The organism is Shewanella eurypsychrophilus (genome assembly GCF_007004545.3).
GTDB classification, from domain to species: domain Bacteria; phylum Pseudomonadota; class Gammaproteobacteria; order Enterobacterales; family Shewanellaceae; genus Shewanella; species Shewanella eurypsychrophilus.
Genome location: NZ_CP045503.2, coordinates 4,689,009 through 4,709,890, shown reverse-complemented (window position 1 = coordinate 4,709,890; position 20,882 = coordinate 4,689,009). Strand labels below are relative to the sequence as shown.

General features: G+C 43.9%; 16 protein-coding genes. 7 read left to right on the top strand and 9 right to left on the bottom strand.

What is annotated here, in order from left to right:
• Positions 1–153: 153 nt before the first annotated feature.
• Entirely contained in the window at positions 154–2,322 is a 2,169-nt protein-coding gene (locus FM038_RS20135) for a TonB-dependent hemoglobin/transferrin/lactoferrin family receptor (RefSeq protein WP_142871489.1), read from the top strand.
• A gap of 49 nt (positions 2,323–2,371) precedes the next feature.
• On the opposite strand, the gene FM038_RS20130 is transcribed toward FM038_RS20135, so the two are convergent.
• Entirely contained in the window at positions 2,372–2,698 is a 327-nt protein-coding gene (locus FM038_RS20130; protein WP_142871490.1) for a DUF2956 domain-containing protein, read from the bottom strand.
• Positions 2,699–2,956: 258 nt separating this feature from the next.
• Between FM038_RS20130 and FM038_RS20125 the strand changes: the two genes are divergently transcribed.
• Entirely contained in the window at positions 2,957–4,768 is a 1,812-nt protein-coding gene (locus tag FM038_RS20125; protein ID WP_223293105.1) for an ABC transporter transmembrane domain-containing protein, read from the top strand.
• A 443-nt stretch (positions 4,769–5,211) separates the two neighbouring features.
• Here the strand turns inward: FM038_RS20125 and FM038_RS20120 are convergent, their stop codons facing one another.
• The gene (locus FM038_RS20120) at positions 5,212–6,228 is read right to left on the bottom strand and encodes an IS110 family RNA-guided transposase (protein ID WP_142871492.1); all 1,017 of its coding nucleotides are present in this window, start codon (positions 6,226–6,228) and stop codon (positions 5,212–5,214) included.
• A gap of 484 nt (positions 6,229–6,712) precedes the next feature.
• Between FM038_RS20120 and FM038_RS20115 the strand changes: the two genes are divergently transcribed.
• Positions 6,713–7,234: a hypothetical protein gene (locus FM038_RS20115; RefSeq protein ID WP_142871493.1), complete on the top strand. Its 522-nt coding sequence runs from the start codon at positions 6,713–6,715 to the stop codon at positions 7,232–7,234.
• A gap of 288 nt (positions 7,235–7,522) precedes the next feature.
• On the opposite strand, the gene FM038_RS20110 is transcribed toward FM038_RS20115, so the two are convergent.
• The gene (locus FM038_RS20110; RefSeq protein WP_142871494.1) at positions 7,523–7,792 is read right to left on the bottom strand and encodes a hypothetical protein; all 270 of its coding nucleotides are present in this window, start codon (positions 7,790–7,792) and stop codon (positions 7,523–7,525) included.
• A gap of 683 nt (positions 7,793–8,475) precedes the next feature.
• On the opposite strand from FM038_RS20110, the gene FM038_RS20105 reads away from it, so the two are divergent.
• Positions 8,476–8,946 (top strand): hypothetical protein, encoded by a 471-nt coding sequence (locus tag FM038_RS20105; protein WP_142871495.1) that lies wholly within the window; start codon positions 8,476–8,478, stop codon positions 8,944–8,946.
• A gap of 25 nt (positions 8,947–8,971) precedes the next feature.
• Positions 8,972–9,982 carry an alpha/beta hydrolase gene (locus FM038_RS20100; protein WP_142871496.1) on the top strand — a complete coding sequence of 337 codons (1,011 nt, stop codon included), beginning with the start codon at positions 8,972–8,974 and terminating at the stop codon, positions 9,980–9,982.
• Positions 9,983–10,039: 57 nt separating this feature from the next.
• On the opposite strand, the gene FM038_RS20095 is transcribed toward FM038_RS20100, so the two are convergent.
• The 3 genes from FM038_RS20095 to FM038_RS20085 form a co-directional block, all read right to left on the bottom strand.
• The gene (locus FM038_RS20095; RefSeq protein ID WP_142871497.1) at positions 10,040–11,641 is read right to left on the bottom strand and encodes an AMP-binding protein; all 1,602 of its coding nucleotides are present in this window, start codon (positions 11,639–11,641) and stop codon (positions 10,040–10,042) included.
• Between the two features lie 264 nt (positions 11,642–11,905).
• A complete protein-coding gene (ccoG, locus tag FM038_RS20090; RefSeq protein WP_142871498.1) occupies positions 11,906–13,402 on the bottom strand; it encodes a cytochrome c oxidase accessory protein CcoG in 1,497 nt (498 codons plus the stop codon).
• Between the two features lie 232 nt (positions 13,403–13,634).
• Positions 13,635–15,083 carry a sigma-54 interaction domain-containing protein gene (locus FM038_RS20085; RefSeq protein ID WP_142871499.1) on the bottom strand — a complete coding sequence of 483 codons (1,449 nt, stop codon included), beginning with the start codon at positions 15,081–15,083 and terminating at the stop codon, positions 13,635–13,637.
• A 551-nt stretch (positions 15,084–15,634) separates the two neighbouring features.
• On the opposite strand from FM038_RS20085, the gene FM038_RS20080 reads away from it, so the two are divergent.
• Positions 15,635–18,208 carry a TonB-dependent receptor plug domain-containing protein gene (locus tag FM038_RS20080; RefSeq protein ID WP_142871500.1) on the top strand — a complete coding sequence of 858 codons (2,574 nt, stop codon included), beginning with the start codon at positions 15,635–15,637 and terminating at the stop codon, positions 18,206–18,208.
• Between the two features lie 218 nt (positions 18,209–18,426).
• Entirely contained in the window at positions 18,427–19,041 is a 615-nt protein-coding gene (locus FM038_RS20075) for a LysE family translocator (RefSeq protein WP_142871501.1), read from the top strand.
• Positions 19,042–19,219: 178 nt separating this feature from the next.
• On the opposite strand, the gene FM038_RS20070 is transcribed toward FM038_RS20075, so the two are convergent.
• The 3 genes from FM038_RS20070 to FM038_RS20060 form a co-directional block, all read right to left on the bottom strand.
• Positions 19,220–19,579, bottom strand: a complete 360-nt coding sequence (locus FM038_RS20070) for a DUF3144 domain-containing protein (RefSeq protein WP_142871502.1) — start codon at positions 19,577–19,579, stop codon at positions 19,220–19,222.
• A gap of 166 nt (positions 19,580–19,745) precedes the next feature.
• A complete protein-coding gene (locus tag FM038_RS20065) occupies positions 19,746–20,270 on the bottom strand; it encodes a type II secretion system protein (RefSeq protein ID WP_142871503.1) in 525 nt (174 codons plus the stop codon).
• 43 nt (positions 20,271–20,313) lie between these two features.
• Complete coding sequence (locus FM038_RS20060) at positions 20,314–20,865, bottom strand: type II secretion system protein (protein WP_142871504.1); 552 nt, start codon at positions 20,863–20,865, stop codon at positions 20,314–20,316.
• Positions 20,866–20,882: the final 17 nt, after the last annotated feature.

Below are 20,882 nucleotides of genomic sequence, written 5' to 3'. Positions count from 1 at the left end.
AAGTGAAATGTAAACTATTTGAATAGCAATGGCAAGAATGCAAATGAGATCTATTCGTGTTTTCATTTGATCTTATTTGAAACTTAAGTATGATGAGTTCACATAACTATTTACCTGTCTATATTTTGTTAATTATTCTAAGGAATACACGCTATGTTTAAGCCTGTCCCTGCACTGGTTGCTGTTGCCGTATCGACTGTTTTGTTTTCGACGGGAGCTAAGGCTGATGATCTGCCAATCAATGATGCTGCCCAGCAGATGGAAGTGATTGTGATCAGTGGATCTCGCACCGAAAAGCCGTTAAAAGATGTTGCAGGAAGCATCTCTGTGGTTACGGCTGAAGAGATTGAGCGCCAAGTCGCTACCGATATGAGCCAGTTATTTAAATATGATCCAAGTGTGCAGATCACCGGTGGTATTGGTGGGGCGCAAAATATCATAGTGCGTGGCATGGGCAGCGATCGCATACTGATGATCAAAGATGGTATGCGTATGAATGAAGGCTATGGTGCCAACGGGCTTAACGATATTGTCGGCCGTGGCTTCATCGAGACTGATACTCTCAAGCAGGTCGAGGTCGCCAAAGGGGCGGCTTCATCACTGTACGGCTCTGATGCGCTGGGCGGTATCGTGGTATTTACCACTAAAGATGCCAGTGATTATCTCGAGGATGGTGAGACGGTTGGCGGTAACATCAAGGTGGGTTATTCAGACTTGAGTAGTCAGGCCAATGTTTCAGGTACCTTGGCGTTGAAAACCGGTGATTTTGAGCAGATGCTAAACGCTAGCTATCGAGATGGTGAAGAGGAGAAGCGATATAATGAATCCCAGAGCCCCTTTACTGTTGAATCTACCAGCTTCTTATACAAAGCCAAATACAATCTAAACGATACGGATTACTTAGGTTTTAGTGCGGATCTGTGGCGTCAAACCCGTAAAGGCGAGTCTGCTGATGGTCTGCTTTCCTATTTTAGAGGACTTGAGCAGTACGGTTATAAAATTGAGGAGGAGAACTCTACATCAGAGAAGAGTACAGATTCTTTTAAATTGGAGTATCGCTCTGAAGCCAATACTGCACTTTACGATTATTTAAGTGTGGCGGTTTATAGCAACTCTACTAATCAAGATGATGAAGAGTATGCTTTTCTCGATATCAATGCGCCCATGTTTGGTGTGATAGAGAAGCGCGATATGTGGAAAACAGGTTACTTTGAGCAGCAGACGACAGGCTTTCTTTCAAATGCTACCAAAGAGCTTAATGGCTGGAACACTCTAGGCTATGGCTTAGATATCGAAAGCTCAACCAGTTCACGCACTGTCGTTGAGTACCGTGAAGTGGAAGGTGAGCCAACTAAAGATGCGACAACCAATAAGTTTCCAGAGACCGATGTTTTCAGAGCGGGTCTGTTTGTTAATGATGAGATGAAGTTCCTCGATGACCGCTTAACAGTCACGCCTGGTGTACGTTTCGATATGTACAAGATGGATCCCAATGGGGCACTTAAAACCGACGGTGAAGCTTTTAAGAAGTTTGATGAGAACCACACTTCGTTTAACTTAGGTGCGCTTTACTCCATCAGCAATTACCTCACGGCTTATGCTCAGTTCGGTCAGGGCTTTAAGGTACCCTCATATGATCTAGCCTATATTGAGCACACTAACTCACCGAGCTCAGATTATACCTACACCATTATACCGAGTGAAGACTTAGCGCCAGAAGAGAGCAACAGCTATGAGATAGGTCTACGTGGTCATGTTGGCGACATGGCCTTTACTTCGGCTATTTTCTATAACGACTACACCAACTTCCTCACCACGGAATTGGTCAATACCGAAACCATAGACGGTGTGCGTTACGAGACTTATCAATATAACAATATCGACTCGGTAACCATTAAAGGGGCTGAGCTTGGTTTGACCTATTATATTGGCGATGAACTATCAATCTTTGCTAACGCAGCCTATCAAGATGGTAAGAATGATAACACTGGAGAGTACATCACCAGCATTAGCCCGCTTTCAGGGACTGCCGGGGTGAGCTATGAGTCAGATACATGGTCATCAGATTTGGTAATGAACTGGGCGGATCGCATGACTAAGGTCAATGAAGGTGATGCAGAAGTTGCTGGTTATGCGGTAGTAGATTGGTTACTTAACTATGATATTAGCAATAACTTCAGGCTAAACCTTGCAGTAAATAATCTCTTCGATACTGAATATGTCCGTTACAGCAATGTATCAGGTCATGCAGAAGATTTTGATATGAGTCAGCTCACTGAAGCGGGTCGTACCTTTGCGGCGAGCCTTTCATATAAGTTCTAAATGCTGAAAAGGCATAAGATCCTAGAATCTAGCTCCTAGGATCTTATGTTTACTTGATTACAATGTAACCGATAAATCCTAGCCAACTGATAATCAGTAATCCCCAAGGCAATAGATGTCCTTTGGAGTTTGATTCAACGTCAACATCTTCATTCACTTCAGACTCTGCAGCGCGAGCTTTAGCCTTAATATCTTGTTTACGCGACTTATCTCTATCTCGTGCCTTGCTCTTTTGCTGCTTCTTGTATTCGGCAATGCCTTTTTCGATACCCAGAGCAATGAGCTTAGTTTGCTCCTTGGCTTGTCCCGGCTTCTGAGTGGCTTTGGCAACTTTCATCGCTTCATTCTGTGTTTCTGTTGAGATTGGTTTGGCCATCGTATCTACTGGTCTCTGCTGCTGTCTATTAAGGAAGTGCTAGGGGAATGCTGATGTTAGTAAGATTAACATCATGGGCATAAAGTGACTAGGTGCTTAGCTTTTTACTATTGGAGCCAGTAGATTTAGATACAAACTAACTGCGTAATGAGCGTATAGTTTAGATATTATCTATTTTAATTGATGTTCAAATTTGAGAACTGGTTCACAAAGTAAGGAAGGCAATTGACTCAGAAAACAGCAATATCGACACCGCTAGTGGGCCACTCTTCGTCAATATCAGCATCTAAACAGCCTGATAATGTGGCAAAGCGCTCTGTATTGACTTGGATTGCCACATTCCTCAAGCCCTATCGACTACGAGTTATCGCTGCGATTATCTTTCTGTTTATCGGATCGCTCGCTTGGCTCTCATTAGGGCAAGGTGTGCGCTTGATGGTCGATGAAGGCTTCTTGCAAGAGAATGGTGAGCGCCTCAACGAGATAATCATGTTGGTGATAGGTATCACAGCGCTGAGTAGCTCAGCCATTTTTTGTCGTTTCTATCTGATGACCTGGTTGGGTGAGCGGGTCAGCGCGGATATTCGACTCAAAGTGTATGACCACTTGCTCAAACTCTCACCGGGGTTTTACGCCAAATTACGTACCGGGGAGGTGATCTCCCGCTTCACTGCCGATTCCACCTTACTGCAATCTGTTGTTGGTTCTAGCCTCTCTATGGCACTGCGCGCCAGTGTGACTGTGATTGGTGGGATCGTCATGATGGCGATCACCAGCATTAAAATGACAGGCCTGGTTTTACTTGCCGTGCCTATGGTGTTGGTGCCTATTTTCTTCTTTGGCCGCAAGGTGAGAGAGCTGTCTCGCAAGAGTCAGGATAGAGTCGGCGATCTTGGTGCCTATGTGGATGAGACTCTGCATGAGATCCATACCGTACAGGCCTATTCTCATGAAGAGCAGGATAGAAAGCTGTTTGCTCAAAGAGTCGAGTCGGTAATGGACGCGGCAAGAGGGCGGATCTGGTATCGCTCAGTGCTTATCGCGTTAGTGATGTTTCTCAGTATTCTGGCGATCGCCTTGGTGACTTGGGTCGGTGCCCATGATGTGATGGCTGGTGGGATGACAGGTGGTGAGTTATCTGCCTTTATGTTTTATGCGGTGATGGTCGCAGGTTCTGTCGCCACCATTAGTGAAGTGATAGGTGAAATTCAGCGTGCTGCCGGCGCATCCGAACGCTTAATCGAGTTGGTTGAAGCGCCGATAGATATTCCAATCGTAGACTATCCATTGACTCTGCCTGAGCAAGTAAAGGGCGAACTGCTGTTAAAACAGGTGCGTTTCAGCTATCAAAATATGAGTGCTCAAAGTAGCACTAAAGATGAAGAGGTGATTCGAGGGCTAGATATTCATATCCAGCCTGGCGAGCGCGTCGCGTTAGTAGGGGCTAGTGGTGCGGGTAAGAGCACCTTATTTGAACTGCTACAGCGTTTTTACAGCTTAGATAGCGGCAGCATTGAGCTCGATGGTATCGATATTGCGCAGCTTAAACCTCAGGAGCTACGTCAGCAATATGCACTGGTGCCACAAGATTCGGTTATTTTTGCCACCTCAGTGTTAGAAAATGTCCGCTATGGTCGCTTAGATGCCAGCGAATCTGAGGTGATCAAAGCCTGTGAAGCGGCGCGTGCCCATGAATTCATCAGTGAGTTTAGTGACGGCTATGACACTTATTTAGGCGAACGAGGTGTACGTTTATCTGGTGGTCAGAAGCAGCGCATCGCCATCGCCCGCGCCATATTAGCCGATAGGCCAATACTGCTTCTCGATGAGGCAACCAGCGCCCTCGATGCCATCAGTGAGCATAAAGTTAAGCAAGCGTTAGACAGCTTAATGGTCGGCAAGACCACCTTGATTATTGCCCATCGCTTAGCGACAGTGCTTAATGCCGATCGTATCTTAGTGATGGATAAAGGCCAACTGATCGCTAGCGGCACACATCAAGAGTTAATGGGCTCAAGTGAGCTCTATCGAGAGTTTGCCAGCTTGCAGTTGATCACTGATGTTGCTTAACCAGTGGTGTGATCGACTTGTCGGATAACAAATTGGCTTAACCTGTCTGATAACAGGTAGGAAGTATCTTTGGATGGGTTCATTTGAAGGTTTTGGTATTTGGCAATATTAGGTTTGCCGATATTTCATTGCTATTAAACGCCTGCCCGGCGAGGGATGTGCAAACACTTATATGGACCCATCCCGTTTGCAAGACATTTGATATCAATTTTGAGAAGAGTTCATTGCACCCATATATTCGGCCTGTTTATGAGGTTAACCTCTGGCCCTGATGGATATTTGCCTCTACTTTCCTTATCATCTGTACGGCTTCTTATAGAGCCTAAGTGTTTGTAAGGTTTTAAGTAGAGCAGTCTGACTGTCTCATCATCAAATCAAGTGTCGTAGCAACTTGCTGGTGTGTTTTTACACTAACTCGGTTCGTCTTACTGTAGGGCTAACTGCTACGCAAATGTCCTATATTCATCTTCCCTTGCAGCAATAGCCCAGGTCATTCTTGCAAGCTTGTTCGCTACTGCAACACAAGCTTTATTGAACCCCTTTCTTTCAGCCAAAGCGTATGCCCAGCGGCTCAGCTTATCTTGCTTCCCTCCGCAGTGCTGCAAGACCGCTCTTGCGCCGTGTATAAATAACGTTCGTAAATAGGCATTGCCTCTTTTACTTATCCCTAGCAGGTTATCAATACCGCCACTGCTATGTTGCTTTGGCACTAAGCCACACCAGGCTGAGAAGTGCCTACCATTGGTGAAGTCTTTTCCATCCCCTACGGCTGCGTAAAAAGCAGTAGAGGTGATAGGGCCTATACCTGGCGATGTCTCTATACGCTGGCAAACTGGGTTTGTATTTCTCTCTTCTACTATCTGCATATCACAGCTTTTTAGACGTTTCTCAATATCGCTAAACTCGTCATGCAACTGACGAAATATGTATCTTCCTTTCACTGTCAGCTCATTGTTTTCATCAGATAAAATGTCAGGAAACGCTTTTCTAAATGCCGCTTTGCTTTTCGCTATTACGATGCCGTATTCTGCCAGCATGCCTCTGACTTGGTTGACTAAAGCTGTAGACTGTTTGTTTAAACGCTGCCTCATTCGGTGAAGCATCTGTACATCCTGCTGTTCAACAGGCTTTGGTTGTACGAAGCGCATGTTCGGCCTTTGGGCAGCCTCAGCAATGGCAAGGGCATCGTTATAATCATTCTTATTCCCTTGTCGATAGGGAATGACAAATTGTGGCGCGATTAACTTCACTTGGTGCCCGAGTTTTTGAAACTCCCTAGCCCAATAGTTTGCGCTACCACAGGCCTCCATGACTATTAGGCATGGCTCTATCTTGGCAACAAAGCACATCACATCTTTTCGCCTGAGCATCTTCTTTTTTACTAGCTTGCCAGCCTGATTTACTGCAACAAAATGAAAAACAGACTTTGCGATATCTAAACCAATTGTAGTAATCTTCATAGTGGACCCGTCCTCTTTCTGATGAGTTTTAGCAACTACATCGTGGCCCATTGCGAGGCCGATTAAAAGGGGATGGGTCCATTCCATTATCTGTGACTCGCCGCAAGCACAATTCCTGTGGGCTCTGCCGTGACATCCATGTCACGGAAGGTCACAGCCGCGTTCACACTTTATTGATTTAAAGAAAGGTACGGCTCCGGATTTAAGCTTACTGGCAGCAACTCATTTCTGGACAAAATGTTGTTAGGGTTAAAGGTCATAAAGCGATTATTTACTTTATGAGGTGTATGGCAACCTAACACTTCCTCCAATAGAGCTAGTTCAGAGGAAGTGAGAGACTTCCTGACTGCTACTAGGTTAAGTGTGGGGAATTAAAGTATACACTGACCCCACTAGCTCCCAGCAAATAAACGCCTAAGAGCAGACCCACTAGAGATATTACTCAATAGCGCTTACTTTTTGATCAGACCCTAGGGGAATATTTATGAAGAACTTTATGACTATGATGGCAGCTGTGACTTTTACATTTGTTGCTAATGCAGCGGTAGCAAGTTCAACAAGCAATGATGGCAGCTATATAACCGTAGGTATTGCTCCTTTATGTACTGCTGAGGGTCAGATTACACTAAGTTTTACCAATGTCTCTGGGCAACATTTACTTGTTGATCCTCACTATATGGATAAATCAAAGTTTGATCCAATCTATGCTGGTTTATCTTTGTATACAGACCCAGAAGGGCAAGCAATAAACCTTAAATACAAAGCTAAACCAAATTATGAACAGTACGACTGGTATGTTTTAAAAGTGGGAGAAACAGTTGAGCATATAGTTGATTTCAGAGGTTATGCTACTACAACTATAGATGAGACCTTGCACTACGCGCCCTTATTTAGCGGTAATAATATTAATTTAATTACCACTAATAAAGGTAAAGAAATTCGGTTGTTTATGCATACTGATGATGAATCTGACTTTGATATTTTCGGTCCTGAGTGCTGGAAGTAATACATAGGCTTTCTAGTAATGATTAAAAACAAAAGGATCGTAATAATTGATCTGTTTCCGAGATCATACTTCCATAGCAATGCGCTTAGCTAACAAGAGAAATATTCTTGTTAAACAACCTGTGTAGATGCAGCTGCGAGCTTCCGAAACATGGATAATGGAATGGACCCATCCCCTTTTAATCGGCCTCGCAATGGGCCACGATGTAGTTGCTAAAACTCACCATCAAGTACCCACATAGCCCAATGAGCCAACAAAAATGTAATCAGCCTTCATTCAAAGGCCAGCTTAATCGTCTAGCCAATCCATATTCGGTAATGCATCCAAATGTTGGTCATAACGCTTTGCGTTAAAAGTGGTTTCATTTTTCATTATGTCGAATATTTCCACAGCCAGTGCGCAGGCTATCCATTGAATCGCTTCTTCACGGGACGTTCCTGTCATGACTAAACGCATCAAGGTTGCTTTTACCTTTTGGGGTTCACCGTCGGCGATCTGATTTTCGACGGTTTCAATTAACATCTCTTGAGTCATGTAGCTGTCTTGTTCGTTGTCCATTGTTGCTCTCTGTTATCTAGCTATCTAGCTATCTGTTATCTAATGAATGCCATTATGCCACATGCACAATAAAAATCGGACTGTCACACTTTCAAAAGTAACAAAAGACTCCGATTGGACAAGGTAGGACTGCTTGTTAAACCCCAAGTGTAGATGCGGCTGTGACCGTCCGTGTCACGGCCGAACTTACAAGGATGTACTTGCAGTGTGTCATAGAAGCATCTGCACACCCCCCGCTGGGAAGCGATAGGTGACATTGAAGGTTAGACCTTCAAACACATTCCCAAATACCAACACATCCTAATGAAGCAAAGACAAAATGCCATCATGCTTCATTCGAAGCAAACTAACTTATGATTGAACTTATCTGATGATGGGGACATGATGTCAATGAGCGCATATTGCCATCTACCTAAGCATTGCCTTGGGGCTTACCTACTTTGGTGGGCCAAAAGAGGAGGCTGTTTGAACTGCAGCAGCGATTTTATTGCTTAGACAGTGGCAGCATTGAGTTGGATGGTATCGATATCGCAAGTTTGCCAGCCTGCAGTTGATCACTGAGACTGTATAACGAGCTACGAGCTACGAGCTAGGGCCTTGGAGTTGTAAGCAGCAAGTGTAGGAGCGGCTTTAGCCGCGAAGGCCCAGAAGATTAGAGTTACGAGCGAATATGATGGACTGATATGAGTGGAGACTATTTACCTATGATGTTTGATACTTGGGACACCCCTTTCAATCAGGGAGAGTTATTTCTCGTTAACGCAATGTGGGGCGGAGACGAATGGAGCGTTAGTTATCCCGGAGGGGAAACCTATCGCCTGCCGATACCGACAGGCTCGAAAGAGATATTAACCCTTACGGTATTTCATCTGGAAACTGAGGGGGTGTATGAATTGAGATTCCTATCTGCATCGGCGTTTCGGGTGTTAGATGAGGGAGGTTTGCTGGATATCTGGGCTGAGAAGAAGACGGAGCATAACTGTTTCAAAGTTAAAGGTCATGGCTGGAGTGAAGAGAGTCCGGTGAGTTTTGCCATGGGCAGCGATGATGGATTCTCCTATTTTATAACGACCAGTGATGATTGTGTCGAAGTCGTGTGTGATCGACCACCCGAGATAATCTTCAAACAGAAACTGGTGCCAGAAGTGAGCTGACACATTTTATAGAAGAGGGATCTTTATGAATAAAGTGATAAAAAAAGTACTATTCTCTGTGCTGTTATCTATGGGGGGCTACCTTGTTATCGCGATGAGTCTTACCCTGTTTGGTGTGTCATCATCAGAACCTGACGAAGCAGATACGTCTGATAAGCAAGCCGGTATTAACTTCAGTGAAATGCTTATCGACTACAGCCAGATGCCGCCACTGCAAAGCTATGGCACAAGAGGGGAAGGCCAGCTTCAATATCGGTATTACTCTTCAGACTCGGATAAGGTGTTAATTTTACTCCATGGCTCCGGCTGGCACAGCCAACAGTTTTATCCGCTGGCCAAATTTATCAGTGAGCAGGGCTTGGCGCAGGTCTACACGCCGGATCTGCGTGGCCATGGCGTTAACCCTAAGCGGCGCGGAGATATCGATTATATCGGCCAGTTCGAAGATGACCTTACCGATCTGATTATAGGGATAAAACAGGACTCGCCCGGTTCCAGCATCATCATGGGCGGCCACTCATCTGGCGGTGGCTTAGCGATCCGTTTCGCAGGTGGCACACATGGGCAATTGGCCGATGCCTATCTGCTGCTGGCACCATTTGTCTATTATAACGCGTCTACAACTCGGCCCAATGCGGGTGGTTGGGCTAAGCCCTATACCGCCAGAATTATTGGTTTGAGTATGCTAAATAATATCGGTATTCATGGCTTAAACCATCTGATCAGTATCGAGTTTAATATGCCCCCAGAGGTACGAAATGGCACTGAAACACTCGCTTACTCCTACAGGCTTAACACCTCATTTGCTCCAAGGGATTATGGCAAAGATTTAAGTGCGCTGACTCAGCCCTTATTGCTCCTTGCTGGCAGCAAAGATGAGACCATGTTTGCCGATAAGTATCAGGGATTAATCACTAAGCATGCTGTTAACAGTCAAAAGACTCAAGTGAAGGTATTGCCAGGTTTAAGCCATATGGGCATAGTCGTCAGCCCAGATGTCAGGCCTGTTATTAAGGAGTGGTTAGAGGGATTGTAGATGAAGCAAGGTACGAGTTCCTAGGACCTAGGAACTCGTACCTTGTTGGTCATTTTCTTAGCTTTTTCTTAACTCTCTACGCAAGATTTTGCCCACTGTCGATTTAGGCAGTGCTGCCATAAATTCTATCTGTTTCGGTATTTTATAAGCGGTAAGCTGCTCTCGGCAGTATGCTGTGATAGCGAGCTTTGCAGCATCAGTATCAGCAGCTTGATCAGCTAACACAATAACGGCTTTTACCGCTTCGCCGCTGCGTTCATCTTTAATGCCGATAACGGCACATTCCAGTATAGACTCATGATTAGCCAGCACATCTTCGACTTCATTTGGATAGACGTTAAAGCCTGAGACAATAATCATATCTTTCTTACGATCGACTATCTTATGCAGACCGTCTTTCGTCGCTAAGGCAATGTCACCCGTTTTGAAATAGCCGTCCTTGGTCATTACCTGGGCAGTCTCTTCGGGCTTGTTCCAATAGCCACTCATTACCTGAGGGCCCTTGACTGCCAGTTCGCCAGTTTCGCCCTGAGGCACTTCATTATCATCGTTATCGAGGATCTTTACACAAGTATCAATGACGGGCTTACCAATGGTGCCTAACTGCTCAAGACCGGGCGCGTTGAGTGACACAACCGGAGAGGTTTCGGATAAGCCATAGCCTTCAGATATGGTGCACTTGGTGGTCTCTTGCCACATATTCGCAGCTGCTTGTGTTAGGGCCGTGCCACCTGAGATGGTGACCTTAAGGTGGCTAAAATCTAACGCTTTAAATTCTGGCTGATGACACAAACCGACAAACAGGGTGTTGAGCCCAGCGAAGCCAGTAAAAGGGTAGTTTGATAGTGTCTTGATAAGTGATGAGATATCTCTTGGGTTAGGTACCAGAACAGAACAACAACCGCGCTCGAAATACAGCACTAGATTCACCATGAAGGCATAGATATGGTAGACAGGCAGTGGTGCAACAAATATCTCCTCACCTTCTACTAACTTGTCGCTCAAGCGTGATTTTATCTGCATCGCATTCGCAATTAAATTGCAGTGGCTAAGCATCGCACCCTTAGATAATCCGGTAGTGCCACCGGTATACTGCAGTGCTGCAAGCTCGGTTAAGTTGGCGCTTAAGCGTTCAAATGGGAGACTTTTTCCCAGGGCTAAAACATCTAACAGTTTATGTGTTTCAAAGCTAACCTCTGGTTGTGCCTGAGGTGCGAGCAGATCCGCCGCATGAGTCGAAATGACAGTGTCTATTCTTGTGTTGGCAACTACATTCTCAAGGTTTGGTAGTAGATCCGACAGTACGACTAAGACTTTAGCGCCTGAGTCATTATATTGATGGGTTAACTCGCGTTCGGTATATAGCGGGTTGGTGTTTACCAGCACCATACCTGAACGAATTGCACCGTAAGCCGCAATCACGTATTGGGTGATATTAGGCAGCTGAATAGCAATACGATCTCCGACTCTCAAGCCTGGAATATTTTGCAGATAAGCGGCAAAGTAGCGTGAGTCACGCTCTATATCACTAAACGTACTGTGATGGCCTAAACAGGCATAGGCCGTTTTATCGGCATACTTTTCACTGGCTTGCTCAATCAAATCGATAAGTGATGTGTATTGAGTGAGGTCGAGAGTTGGATCTGAATCGTATGCCATGCCTTAAACCCTTGTTGTCATCTAATCGTCAAATAGCGTTATTTATGTTTAGCAATGCTATATTTTTAAAAAATCAAACAGGCGTTTAGATTAGAGCTAAAAATAGGATAAGGTCAACTAAAATTGTGAATTAGATCACAATAAATTGATTGGGATAACACCATGTTAACTTTAGAGTTTTAACTCTATATAGTGAGGTGTTGAGACGCTTTATAAGGGGAGTGAGGCTACTACCTGGTTAAGGTAGCAGCCTTTCTCTTTGTTTTATGGAGTGAAAAAGTTAGATTCTTGAGACACTTGATTACTGGTAAGGCTGATATCGACGATCTTAAAGCTTATGTTTGCATGTCCAGCATGGCTATCTGTACCCATACCAGTAGCATAAAAGGTGGAGTCAATGACCACTGTAATAGGGTGAGTTACCTGCTCTCCTGCTTCTACTGTCACAAACCTACTGCCATTGAGTCGATAGTCCATATCTCCAGTTATGTTTATCTGGTATATCTTTTTTTCCTGAGTCTTATTACGGATCTTAAGGGTAAAGCTATTTTCAATTTTATCGTCCAAGGTTTCACGATATAGGTTCATTCTGTCTCTGATCACATTGAGTTGAATGTCTTTCTTCAGATAAATATCGGCTGAAATAACAGCCAGCATAATCAAAATACAGATCCCATAACCAGAAAATTTTAGCGATTTAAGCGGTGCATTTTTGTTACCTGCCAAATCGTTATCACTGCGATAGCCGATTAAGTTCTTTTGGTAACCGAACTTGTCCATGGTTTGGTTACAGGCATCGACGCAAGCCCCACAGTTGATGCATTCATACTGTAATCCGTTGCGAATATCGATACCCGTCGGGCAGACATCGACACATAAATTACAATCGACACAATCACCTAAGTTGGTTTCTTGTTTGCGCTTACGTGGTCCTCTGGACTCTCCTCTTGTAGCGTCATAGGCCACAGTGATGGTGTTGGCGTCGAACATAGATGATTGAAATCTAGCATAGGGGCAAAGGTGTAGGCAGACCATTTCTCGCATCAATGAAGCGTTAACGTAAGTACAGATGGCAAAGAACCATACCCAAGCAGTGAGTAAAAAGCTGGCATTAACGCTAAAAATTTGCGGATAAACAGTCTGCGCTGGCACGAAATAAGCGATAAAACCACAACCGGTGAACAGAGCAATGATCCCCCAAATAAGATGCTTACTCACTCGCTTAATAATTTTATTCTTATTCCAAGGAGCCTTATCTAAGGTTCGACGTTTATTGCGGTTACCTTCAATTTTATTTTCAACCCAGACAAATATAAATGTCCAAGCGGTTTGTGGACATAAGTAACCGCACCAGACACGACCTAAAAAGGTAGTAATAAAGAAAAGTAGAAATGCGGCGGTAATTAAAATCCAAGCCAGTAAAGTAAAGTCTTGAGGCCAAAGCGTGGTACCGAAAAAGAAAAAGTTTTGCTCTTCAAGATCGAACAAAACGGCTTGCCTGCCTTGATATTGAATAAGCGGCATAAGAAAGAAAAGTACCACTAACAGGCTATTCAATCCTGTTCTTATACGCTGAAAAAAGCCTTTTTGCTCCCTAATATGGATCTTAGTGTTTCTGGCGTTCGGCTGCGTATTGGGTGAGCGACTTGGGATCTGTTTTATAGCAATAGACTCATGGGTATTTGTTTTTATTGAAAATTCATCTCGTTTGCTATTCGTCGATAGCAGATCACTATCGGCTAGATTATTGGTTTTACTCATTGTTGATCTCGGCGACTTACTCTCACACAAAGACGATAAGCTTTAATGTGAATAGGCTTCAAAGTGAATAATCTAATGCAAGCCTGAGGCCAGAATGAGTTGCTGTTAACCAGTTGAAAACTAGTGAATTAAAAATTAGTTTAAACCCCCGTGTCACGATATATCGCGTTTGTGTCATATGTCGTGACTTTTCTGTGGTGACGTTAGTCGTGTTACATAGGGAGGCTATCAACTAAGTGGTGCGTTGAATGCCTAATTTCTTCATACGTGATCTTAGGGTGCTAGCCGGCAAGCCTAATAAGGCTGCAGCACCGAGGGGGCCTGAAATCCGCCAATTGAGTTGCTGCAGAGTGTGTGTGATATGCTCGGCTTCTAATTCACTTAAGGTTCGAGATCTGCTGGCCGTTGCCTCAGTGTTTGAAATGGTGATTTTCGGGATCCGTAAAATCTGACTATCCGCAAGAATACTAAACCTTTCAAGTACATTTTGCAGTTCTCTCACATTACCTGGCCATGTATAAGCCATGAGGTTTTTCAAGCTTTGCTTACTAACACCTTTGAGCTTTTTGCCTAACTTTCTATTGAGTTCGTTGACAATATGACTGACTAAATAAGGGATATCATTAGGACGCTCTCTGAGCGGGGGAACCTTGATAGGAAAAACATTCAAACGATAGAAAAGATCCATACGAAATAAACCTTGATCGACTCGCTTTAGTAAATCGTGATGAGTAGCAGCAATTAACCTGATATCGAGTTTGATTGATTCACTACTTCCGACACGTTCAAATTCCTGTTCTTGTATGACTCTGAGCAGCTTAGACTGTGCTTCTAGGCTCAATTCTGCTATTTCATCGAGAAATAGGGTGCCCTTATCTGCTAACTCGAAACGGCCCTTACGTCTACTTATCGCACCGGTAAATGCGCCTTTCTCATGACCAAACAGCTCACTTTCTAATAGAGCCGGAGAAAATGCGGCACAATTAACGCTAACCATAGGTTTGTCACTGCGGTCACTCAACTTGTGTAGGTTACGTGCTACTAGTTCTTTACCTGTGCCGTTCTCACCCGTGATCAACACGGTACTGCTAGTGTTTGCTACCAGCTTTATCTGTGAAATCATCTGCTTAATGATGTCGCTCTCACCCGATATGCCTACATCGCCCGTTCTGTCTGCCAGCTCAGCAAGTAAATAGTGGTTTTCGTTGGCTAGCTTCTCTGACATGGCTTGAACTTGTTCTAAAGCCTGTCTGAGTGAGTCTTCAGTCTGCTTCTGTACTGTGATGTCACGAAATATCGCGACAACACCGATGAGTTCTCCGGACTTGTAAACCGGTGTCGACGTATAGTGAACTGGAAAGCTGCTGCCGTCCTTGCGCCAGAAGACATCATGACTGATCTCTCTGGCGATACCATCATTCAAGGTATTGTAGATTGGACACTCTTCTTGAGGGTAATGACTGCCATCGGCATGACTATGGTGATGACAGTCATGGATATTACGTCCAAGTAGCTCCTCATTTTTCCAGCCTGTCATGCGCTCGGCTGCAGGATTGATAAATACCGCATTACCGTTAAGATCGAATCCGTAAATACCTTCGCCTACGGCGTTGAGCAGCAATTTATTTTCCGGGAGAAAGTCTGCATGGCTATCGATATTTAGCTGAGTTGAGTCGGTCATCTAGTCACCTTAAAAGCATCAAGTTCATCTACAGTGTAATCAAAAATATAAACACGCGATATATCGTGAACTATTTAGTTACCCCTTTGGTATTACTTCTCAGCTATTTCTTTAACGATTCCTGCAGTATTAACGTCTTTAGCTTTTGTTTTACTCGGATCTTTCTCACTTAGGTTTTAGTTTGATTTTTGTTCGTTACTTGGAGTGGCTACTTATTTAAAACTGTAGATGTTTCGAATGGGTACAAATAATCTTGTTAAATAATTGTTTCAGTTTTGACTGTTTTAAACGTTGGGTGAATAATAAGTTTAGAATTTATATTCAGTTAACCTCGAATAATAAGTCACCAAAAGTCGCTTTTTGTGCATAAACTTTTTTTCTTACTTTAGACCTTAATAAATTAAAAATGGATCTTGTTTTATTTTTGTTATAAAAAGTATTGGTAATGTTTATCATTACTTTCTGGGGGTACCATTTTTGTTCAGGGTTGAACGTGCTCTTTTTAGCGCAATGGTCAGAAAAATTATAATAATTAAATGAGATTAAAAACCATGAATAACAAAAAAAGATTTACCGTGAGCTCATTGAGCTTAGCGGTTTCAATTGCGCTATCCGGGGCCTCGATCAGCACACAAGCTATGGCTGAAGAAGAGACAAAGCTAGATAACGTAGAAAAAATTGCAGTCATAGGTTCACGAGCTGCGCCACGTTCAGTTGGTGACTCACCAGTTCCTATCGATATTATCGATAGCGAAGATTTAAGAAAGAATGGCTCAACTGACATGATTGATATGTTAGTGACCTCAGTGCCTTCTTTTAACTCAAGAGCACAGCCAATCAGTGATGCTGCAACCTTAGTGCGTCCAGTTAACCTACGGGGGTTGCCTTCAGATAGCACCTTGGTATTAGTTAATGGTAAGCGTCGTCATCGTGCTTCTGTGATTGCATTTCAGGGCGGTGGTATTAATGATGGTGCTCAGGGCCCAGATATTTCAGTTATTCCAGGGGCTGCATTAAAACAAGTAGAAGTCTTAAGAGATGGTGCTTCAGCGCAATACGGTTCTGATGCGATTGCAGGTGTGATGAACTTTGTTTTAAAAGATGATGCCGAAGGTGGCTCGATTACTGTCAGTCAAGGTGAGTATTACGAAGGTGATGGTGCGACAACAACGATTGATGGCAATATTGGCTTACCTCTTACTGACAGTGGTTTTGTTAATATCAGTGCTCAATATAAAACAGCAGATGCGACGAGTCGAAGTGTCCAGCGTCCTGATGCTGCAAACCTGATAGAACAGGGCAATACTGATGTTAATGACCCCGCTCAAGTCTGGGGTAATCCTGAAATCAAAGATGATTACACTGTATTTGTAAATTCAGGTTTTGATATTAATGAAAATGTTCAACTTTATGCATTTGGTAACTTGTCTTCAAGAGATGTCGTGGGCGGTTTTTATTATCGTAATCCGCATAACCGTGGCAACGTCTATTCGGTCGATGATGGTGAGACGTTATTGGTTGGTGCCGTAAATGGTGATCAGTCTACCTGTAATGTGGTTCCGATCCCTAAAGTAACGGACGCTAATGGCAATACTGTTGACGGCAACGTACTGACGAGTCAGGCGTATCTGGACATGTTAGCCGACCCGAATTGTTTCTCTATGAATCAGGTTAGGCCGGGCGGATATACACCTCAATTTGCCGGTACTGTAGAAGACCATTCATTTTTTGCTGGTGTAAAAGGTGATATTGGTGAGTGGAGTTATGATGCCAGTGCTGGAATGGGAAATAACAAATCGACGTTTAGCTTACGTAATTCATTAAACCCATCTCTAGGCTTAGATACACCAACAGATTTTGAGACAGGGGCTTATGAGCAGGCTGAAACAACAGTCAATATTGATTTTTCACGACTGTTTTCTATTGGCAGCCTTGAGGACATAAGCTTTGCGACAGGTTTTGAGTGGCGAGAGGAGTCATTTGAGATCACACAAGGTGAAGAAGCATCTTGGATAGCTGGACCTTATGCTGATCAAGGTTTCAATATTGGTTCTCATGGCTTTAAAGGTTTTGGTCCTGAGTCGGCAGGTAAAAACTCTCGCAATAACATTGGTGTCTACGCTGATGTTGAAGGCTACATTACTGATGATTGGTTATTGGGTGTAGCACTGCGTTATGAAGACTTCTCTACCTTCGGAGACACACTTGACTACAAAATCTCGACTCAATATTCTGCGACAGACTTCCTATCATTTCGAGCTTCTCACAGCACGGGGTTTAGAGCGCCAACAGTGGGTCAAGAGAACGTTGTTAATACACAAACTTCAATCGTGAATGGGGACCTGATCCAGACCTTCATAGCGCCTCCAACTAATCCGCTTGCGGCTTTCTATGGTGGTGAAGTGTTAAACCCTGAAGAATCTATAAGTTATGCCTTAGGTACTGTTTTTGAGTACGAGAATTTCTTTTTAACAGTAGATTATTACAACATTGAAGTGAGTGGGCGTATTGCTCAGTCGAGTCAAATCACGGTAGAGGAGGAGGATTACGATGAGCTTAGAGAAGCTGGCGTTGAGCATCCAGAGCTTATCTCTGCAGTGACCTTTTATACCAATGACTTTGATACAACCACGCAAGGCATCGATATCGTCGGTTCTTATGAGGCTGCATTCTTAAGTGGCGATGCTAACCTCAGTTTGGCTTATGGATGGACCGATACCAGCGTTGATAAATTTGATCCCGATACAACTGATGAAGGAAAAGTTCGTCGTTTAGAGGACGGTATTCCAGCTCATAGAGCGACATTCACGTGGGGGCAATCATGGGAAAGGTTACGTACTACACTTAGAGCTAATTACTTCGGCGAATATTATGCAACTCACGCCGATGATACTACTGAATGGGGATCTGAAGTGGCAGATGCAGCTGTGACCATTGATCTGGAAGTGAGCTATGCAGTGCTTGACAGTTTAACTTTCTCAGTAGGTGCGAATAACATCTTTGATCAAGAAGCGCACAAGCTGAAAGATGGTACTTTAGGCGAGCTTGGTGGCGTTTATTATGAAAGTGGGCCATTCGATTATAACGGTGGATTCTACTACGGTCGTGTTAACTACACTTTCTAGTAGTGAGTGTGAATAGCGACTAACACCTGAAATGAAAATGGCTGCACACGCAGCCATTTTTTATGTCTGTTGCTCCCAAAGTTAAGGGCCACCTCAAAGGGAAAAGGTGCGCGACTTAAAATGAGTTTTGCTTAGACTCGGTAATGTTTGTAAGCTATTTGAGTGAGTTATTGTGACTGGTATCGATTCATTGAAAATTTGAAGGTTAGGGAAATAGTATGAGTTTTACTGCTTGGCTTAGTTTGGTAGCCATCTGTTGTTTAGGCGCCATGTCTCCGGGGCCGAGTTTGGCCATGGTAGTGAGGCACACCTTAGGCGGAGGCAGAGATAAGGGGATTATCTGTGCTTGGGCTCACTCTATCGGCATAGGTATCTATGCCTTAGTCACCTTGTTGGGATTGGCAGTGGTGCTTAAACAAGCCCCTATGGTCTTTAATGGCATTGCCATCATGGGTGCGCTTTATCTGGCCTGGATGGGCGTGCAAGCGTTACGTTCAAAAGGCGGCATGTCACAGAAGTTAGCGGCGGGTAAGTCGACTGATGCACTTACTGCAGCGAGAGATGGTTTAGCTATCTCACTGTTTAACCCTAAAATATTACTGTTTTTTCTGGCGCTGTTTAGTCAATTTGTGATGGTAGCTGACAGCTTATGGGGCAAGTCGTTAATCGTTTTTACTCCGCTGATCATCGATGGTTTGTGGTACACAGTGATTGCTATGGTGTTATCTCACAAGTCAGTGTTGCCAAAGCTTAGAGCCAAGGCGGCATTAATCGATAAACTATCGGGCGTGGTACTTATCTTGTTAGCTGTACGGGTAATAGTGACGATTTAGGTTGGAGGTTGCGAGGGATGAGGCGCTAGTTCCTAGGTTCTAGGACTTAGGAATTAAGTCCTAGAAATTAAAATGCCATCGCAGTGATTCACTGAACGATGGCATTATTCTTTCTCTGAGCGAGATAGCGCTCCGAGCTATGTCCTAGGAACTCAATCCTAGCACCTAGAAACTTTTCTTAACTAGTAAAAACTTGAACCGCGTCATCATTAGCTGGCTCTTTAGCCTCTTGCTTTGAAGATGCTGGCTCTTTAGCCTCTTGCTTTGAAGATGCTGGCGGGTTTTTAATATGATCATTCAGATTGTCTGTAAGCATCTCTTTGTATTCGCTAGTAAACCATTCAATGGCATTATCTCTTTCTGCAGACAGATCGGCAGACTTAAGAGATGCTTCGAACGCATTGAAACGAGAGGCTGCAAAACGCATTGCTGTGCCTACTTTGCTAACATCTTGTTCTTTCGCACTTAACTCATTGGCAAGGGCAATAAACTGATCGGCCAATTGAAAGATTGTGGTCTCTTTTTCTGCTTCTGACATAATGCTCTCGCTATTTTATAATAGTTTAATAAGAAGGTAATCGAAATTTTCGTGACCGAATACTAACGTAAATTAGCCATTAATGAAGCACTCTTATCATTTATATGAGATCTGGGTCAGGGTTGGAGGACCTAGGACCTAGGACCTAGGACCTTTCCTTGAGCTTCTATGTCGTTGGATCTGAATCTGTGATCACTGAACCATCGCGAGAATCGTAATAGATAGATAATGCTGGCAACTCATTGAAGAAGAATTGGCATTGGTCTGGGGAGATGTAGCTCACGCGGTAATCTGAGTCGGCAACATCGATTGAGGTCGAAACGGTAGGCGCATCTTGTAGCACTGTTCGCCATACTGACATGCAGTCGTTGGTATTATTCAGTCTGGGGCTAGATTCAAAGGGTGGATAATTTTGTGCTGGCCAACCCCATAAATTGATATCGAGTTGTCCTGCTTGTCCACCATCGTAGACTTGCAAATTATCAACGGGACCAGAGTTTCCTTCGGCAGCCCATTTTACATTGGCAAGTTTAATCCCTGCTGCAAATGCTCCACCAGTTCCTTGCAGCGTCGATACCTGAGCATCTTGCTTGATGTTGATAAATTTGGGTAGGGCGACGATCGCTAAGAGCCCTAAGATGATAATCACCACGACCAGCTCAATCAGGGTAAAGCCTGCGACTTTTTTCATGCGGTTTAGTTACGCCTTTCTATACAATTATCGTTTTTAGTTTTTATGTAGGATCTGCATCGATAGTTACACTGCCGTCGAGAGAGTCATAAGTGATACTCAGGTTAGTGTTGGCTGAATAGGTATAAGTACACGAGTTATCAGAATTATAAACCGCCACATAGTCGGTCTCATTGCTGATATCATTTGAGACAGTTGGCTCGTCGCCTGCAAAAATTGTTTGCCAAACTGAAATGCAGTCATCGGTGTTGTCGAGCTGAGGAGAGTCGCCTTCTGAATCCGCCGTTCCCCAATGCTGTGCAGGCCAACCGTTATCATTAAAGTCCATCTCACCAGACTCATTATCGCCAAAAGTCGGTAAGTCGTCGGCAGGTCCCGAACCCACACGTACAGCCCATACGCTATGGGCAAGGTTGATTCCTGATTTGAATGCGCCGCCAGTGCCTTTGACCGTTGATACGTGTGCATCTTCAGATATATTGATAAATTTAGGCATTGCGACGACAGCAAGAATTCCAAGTATAATGATCACCACAACAAGTTCGATTAAGGTAAAGCCTGCTGCTTTGCTATTTCTACTTCTGTGGCTATTCATCACAGCACTAGTCTGTA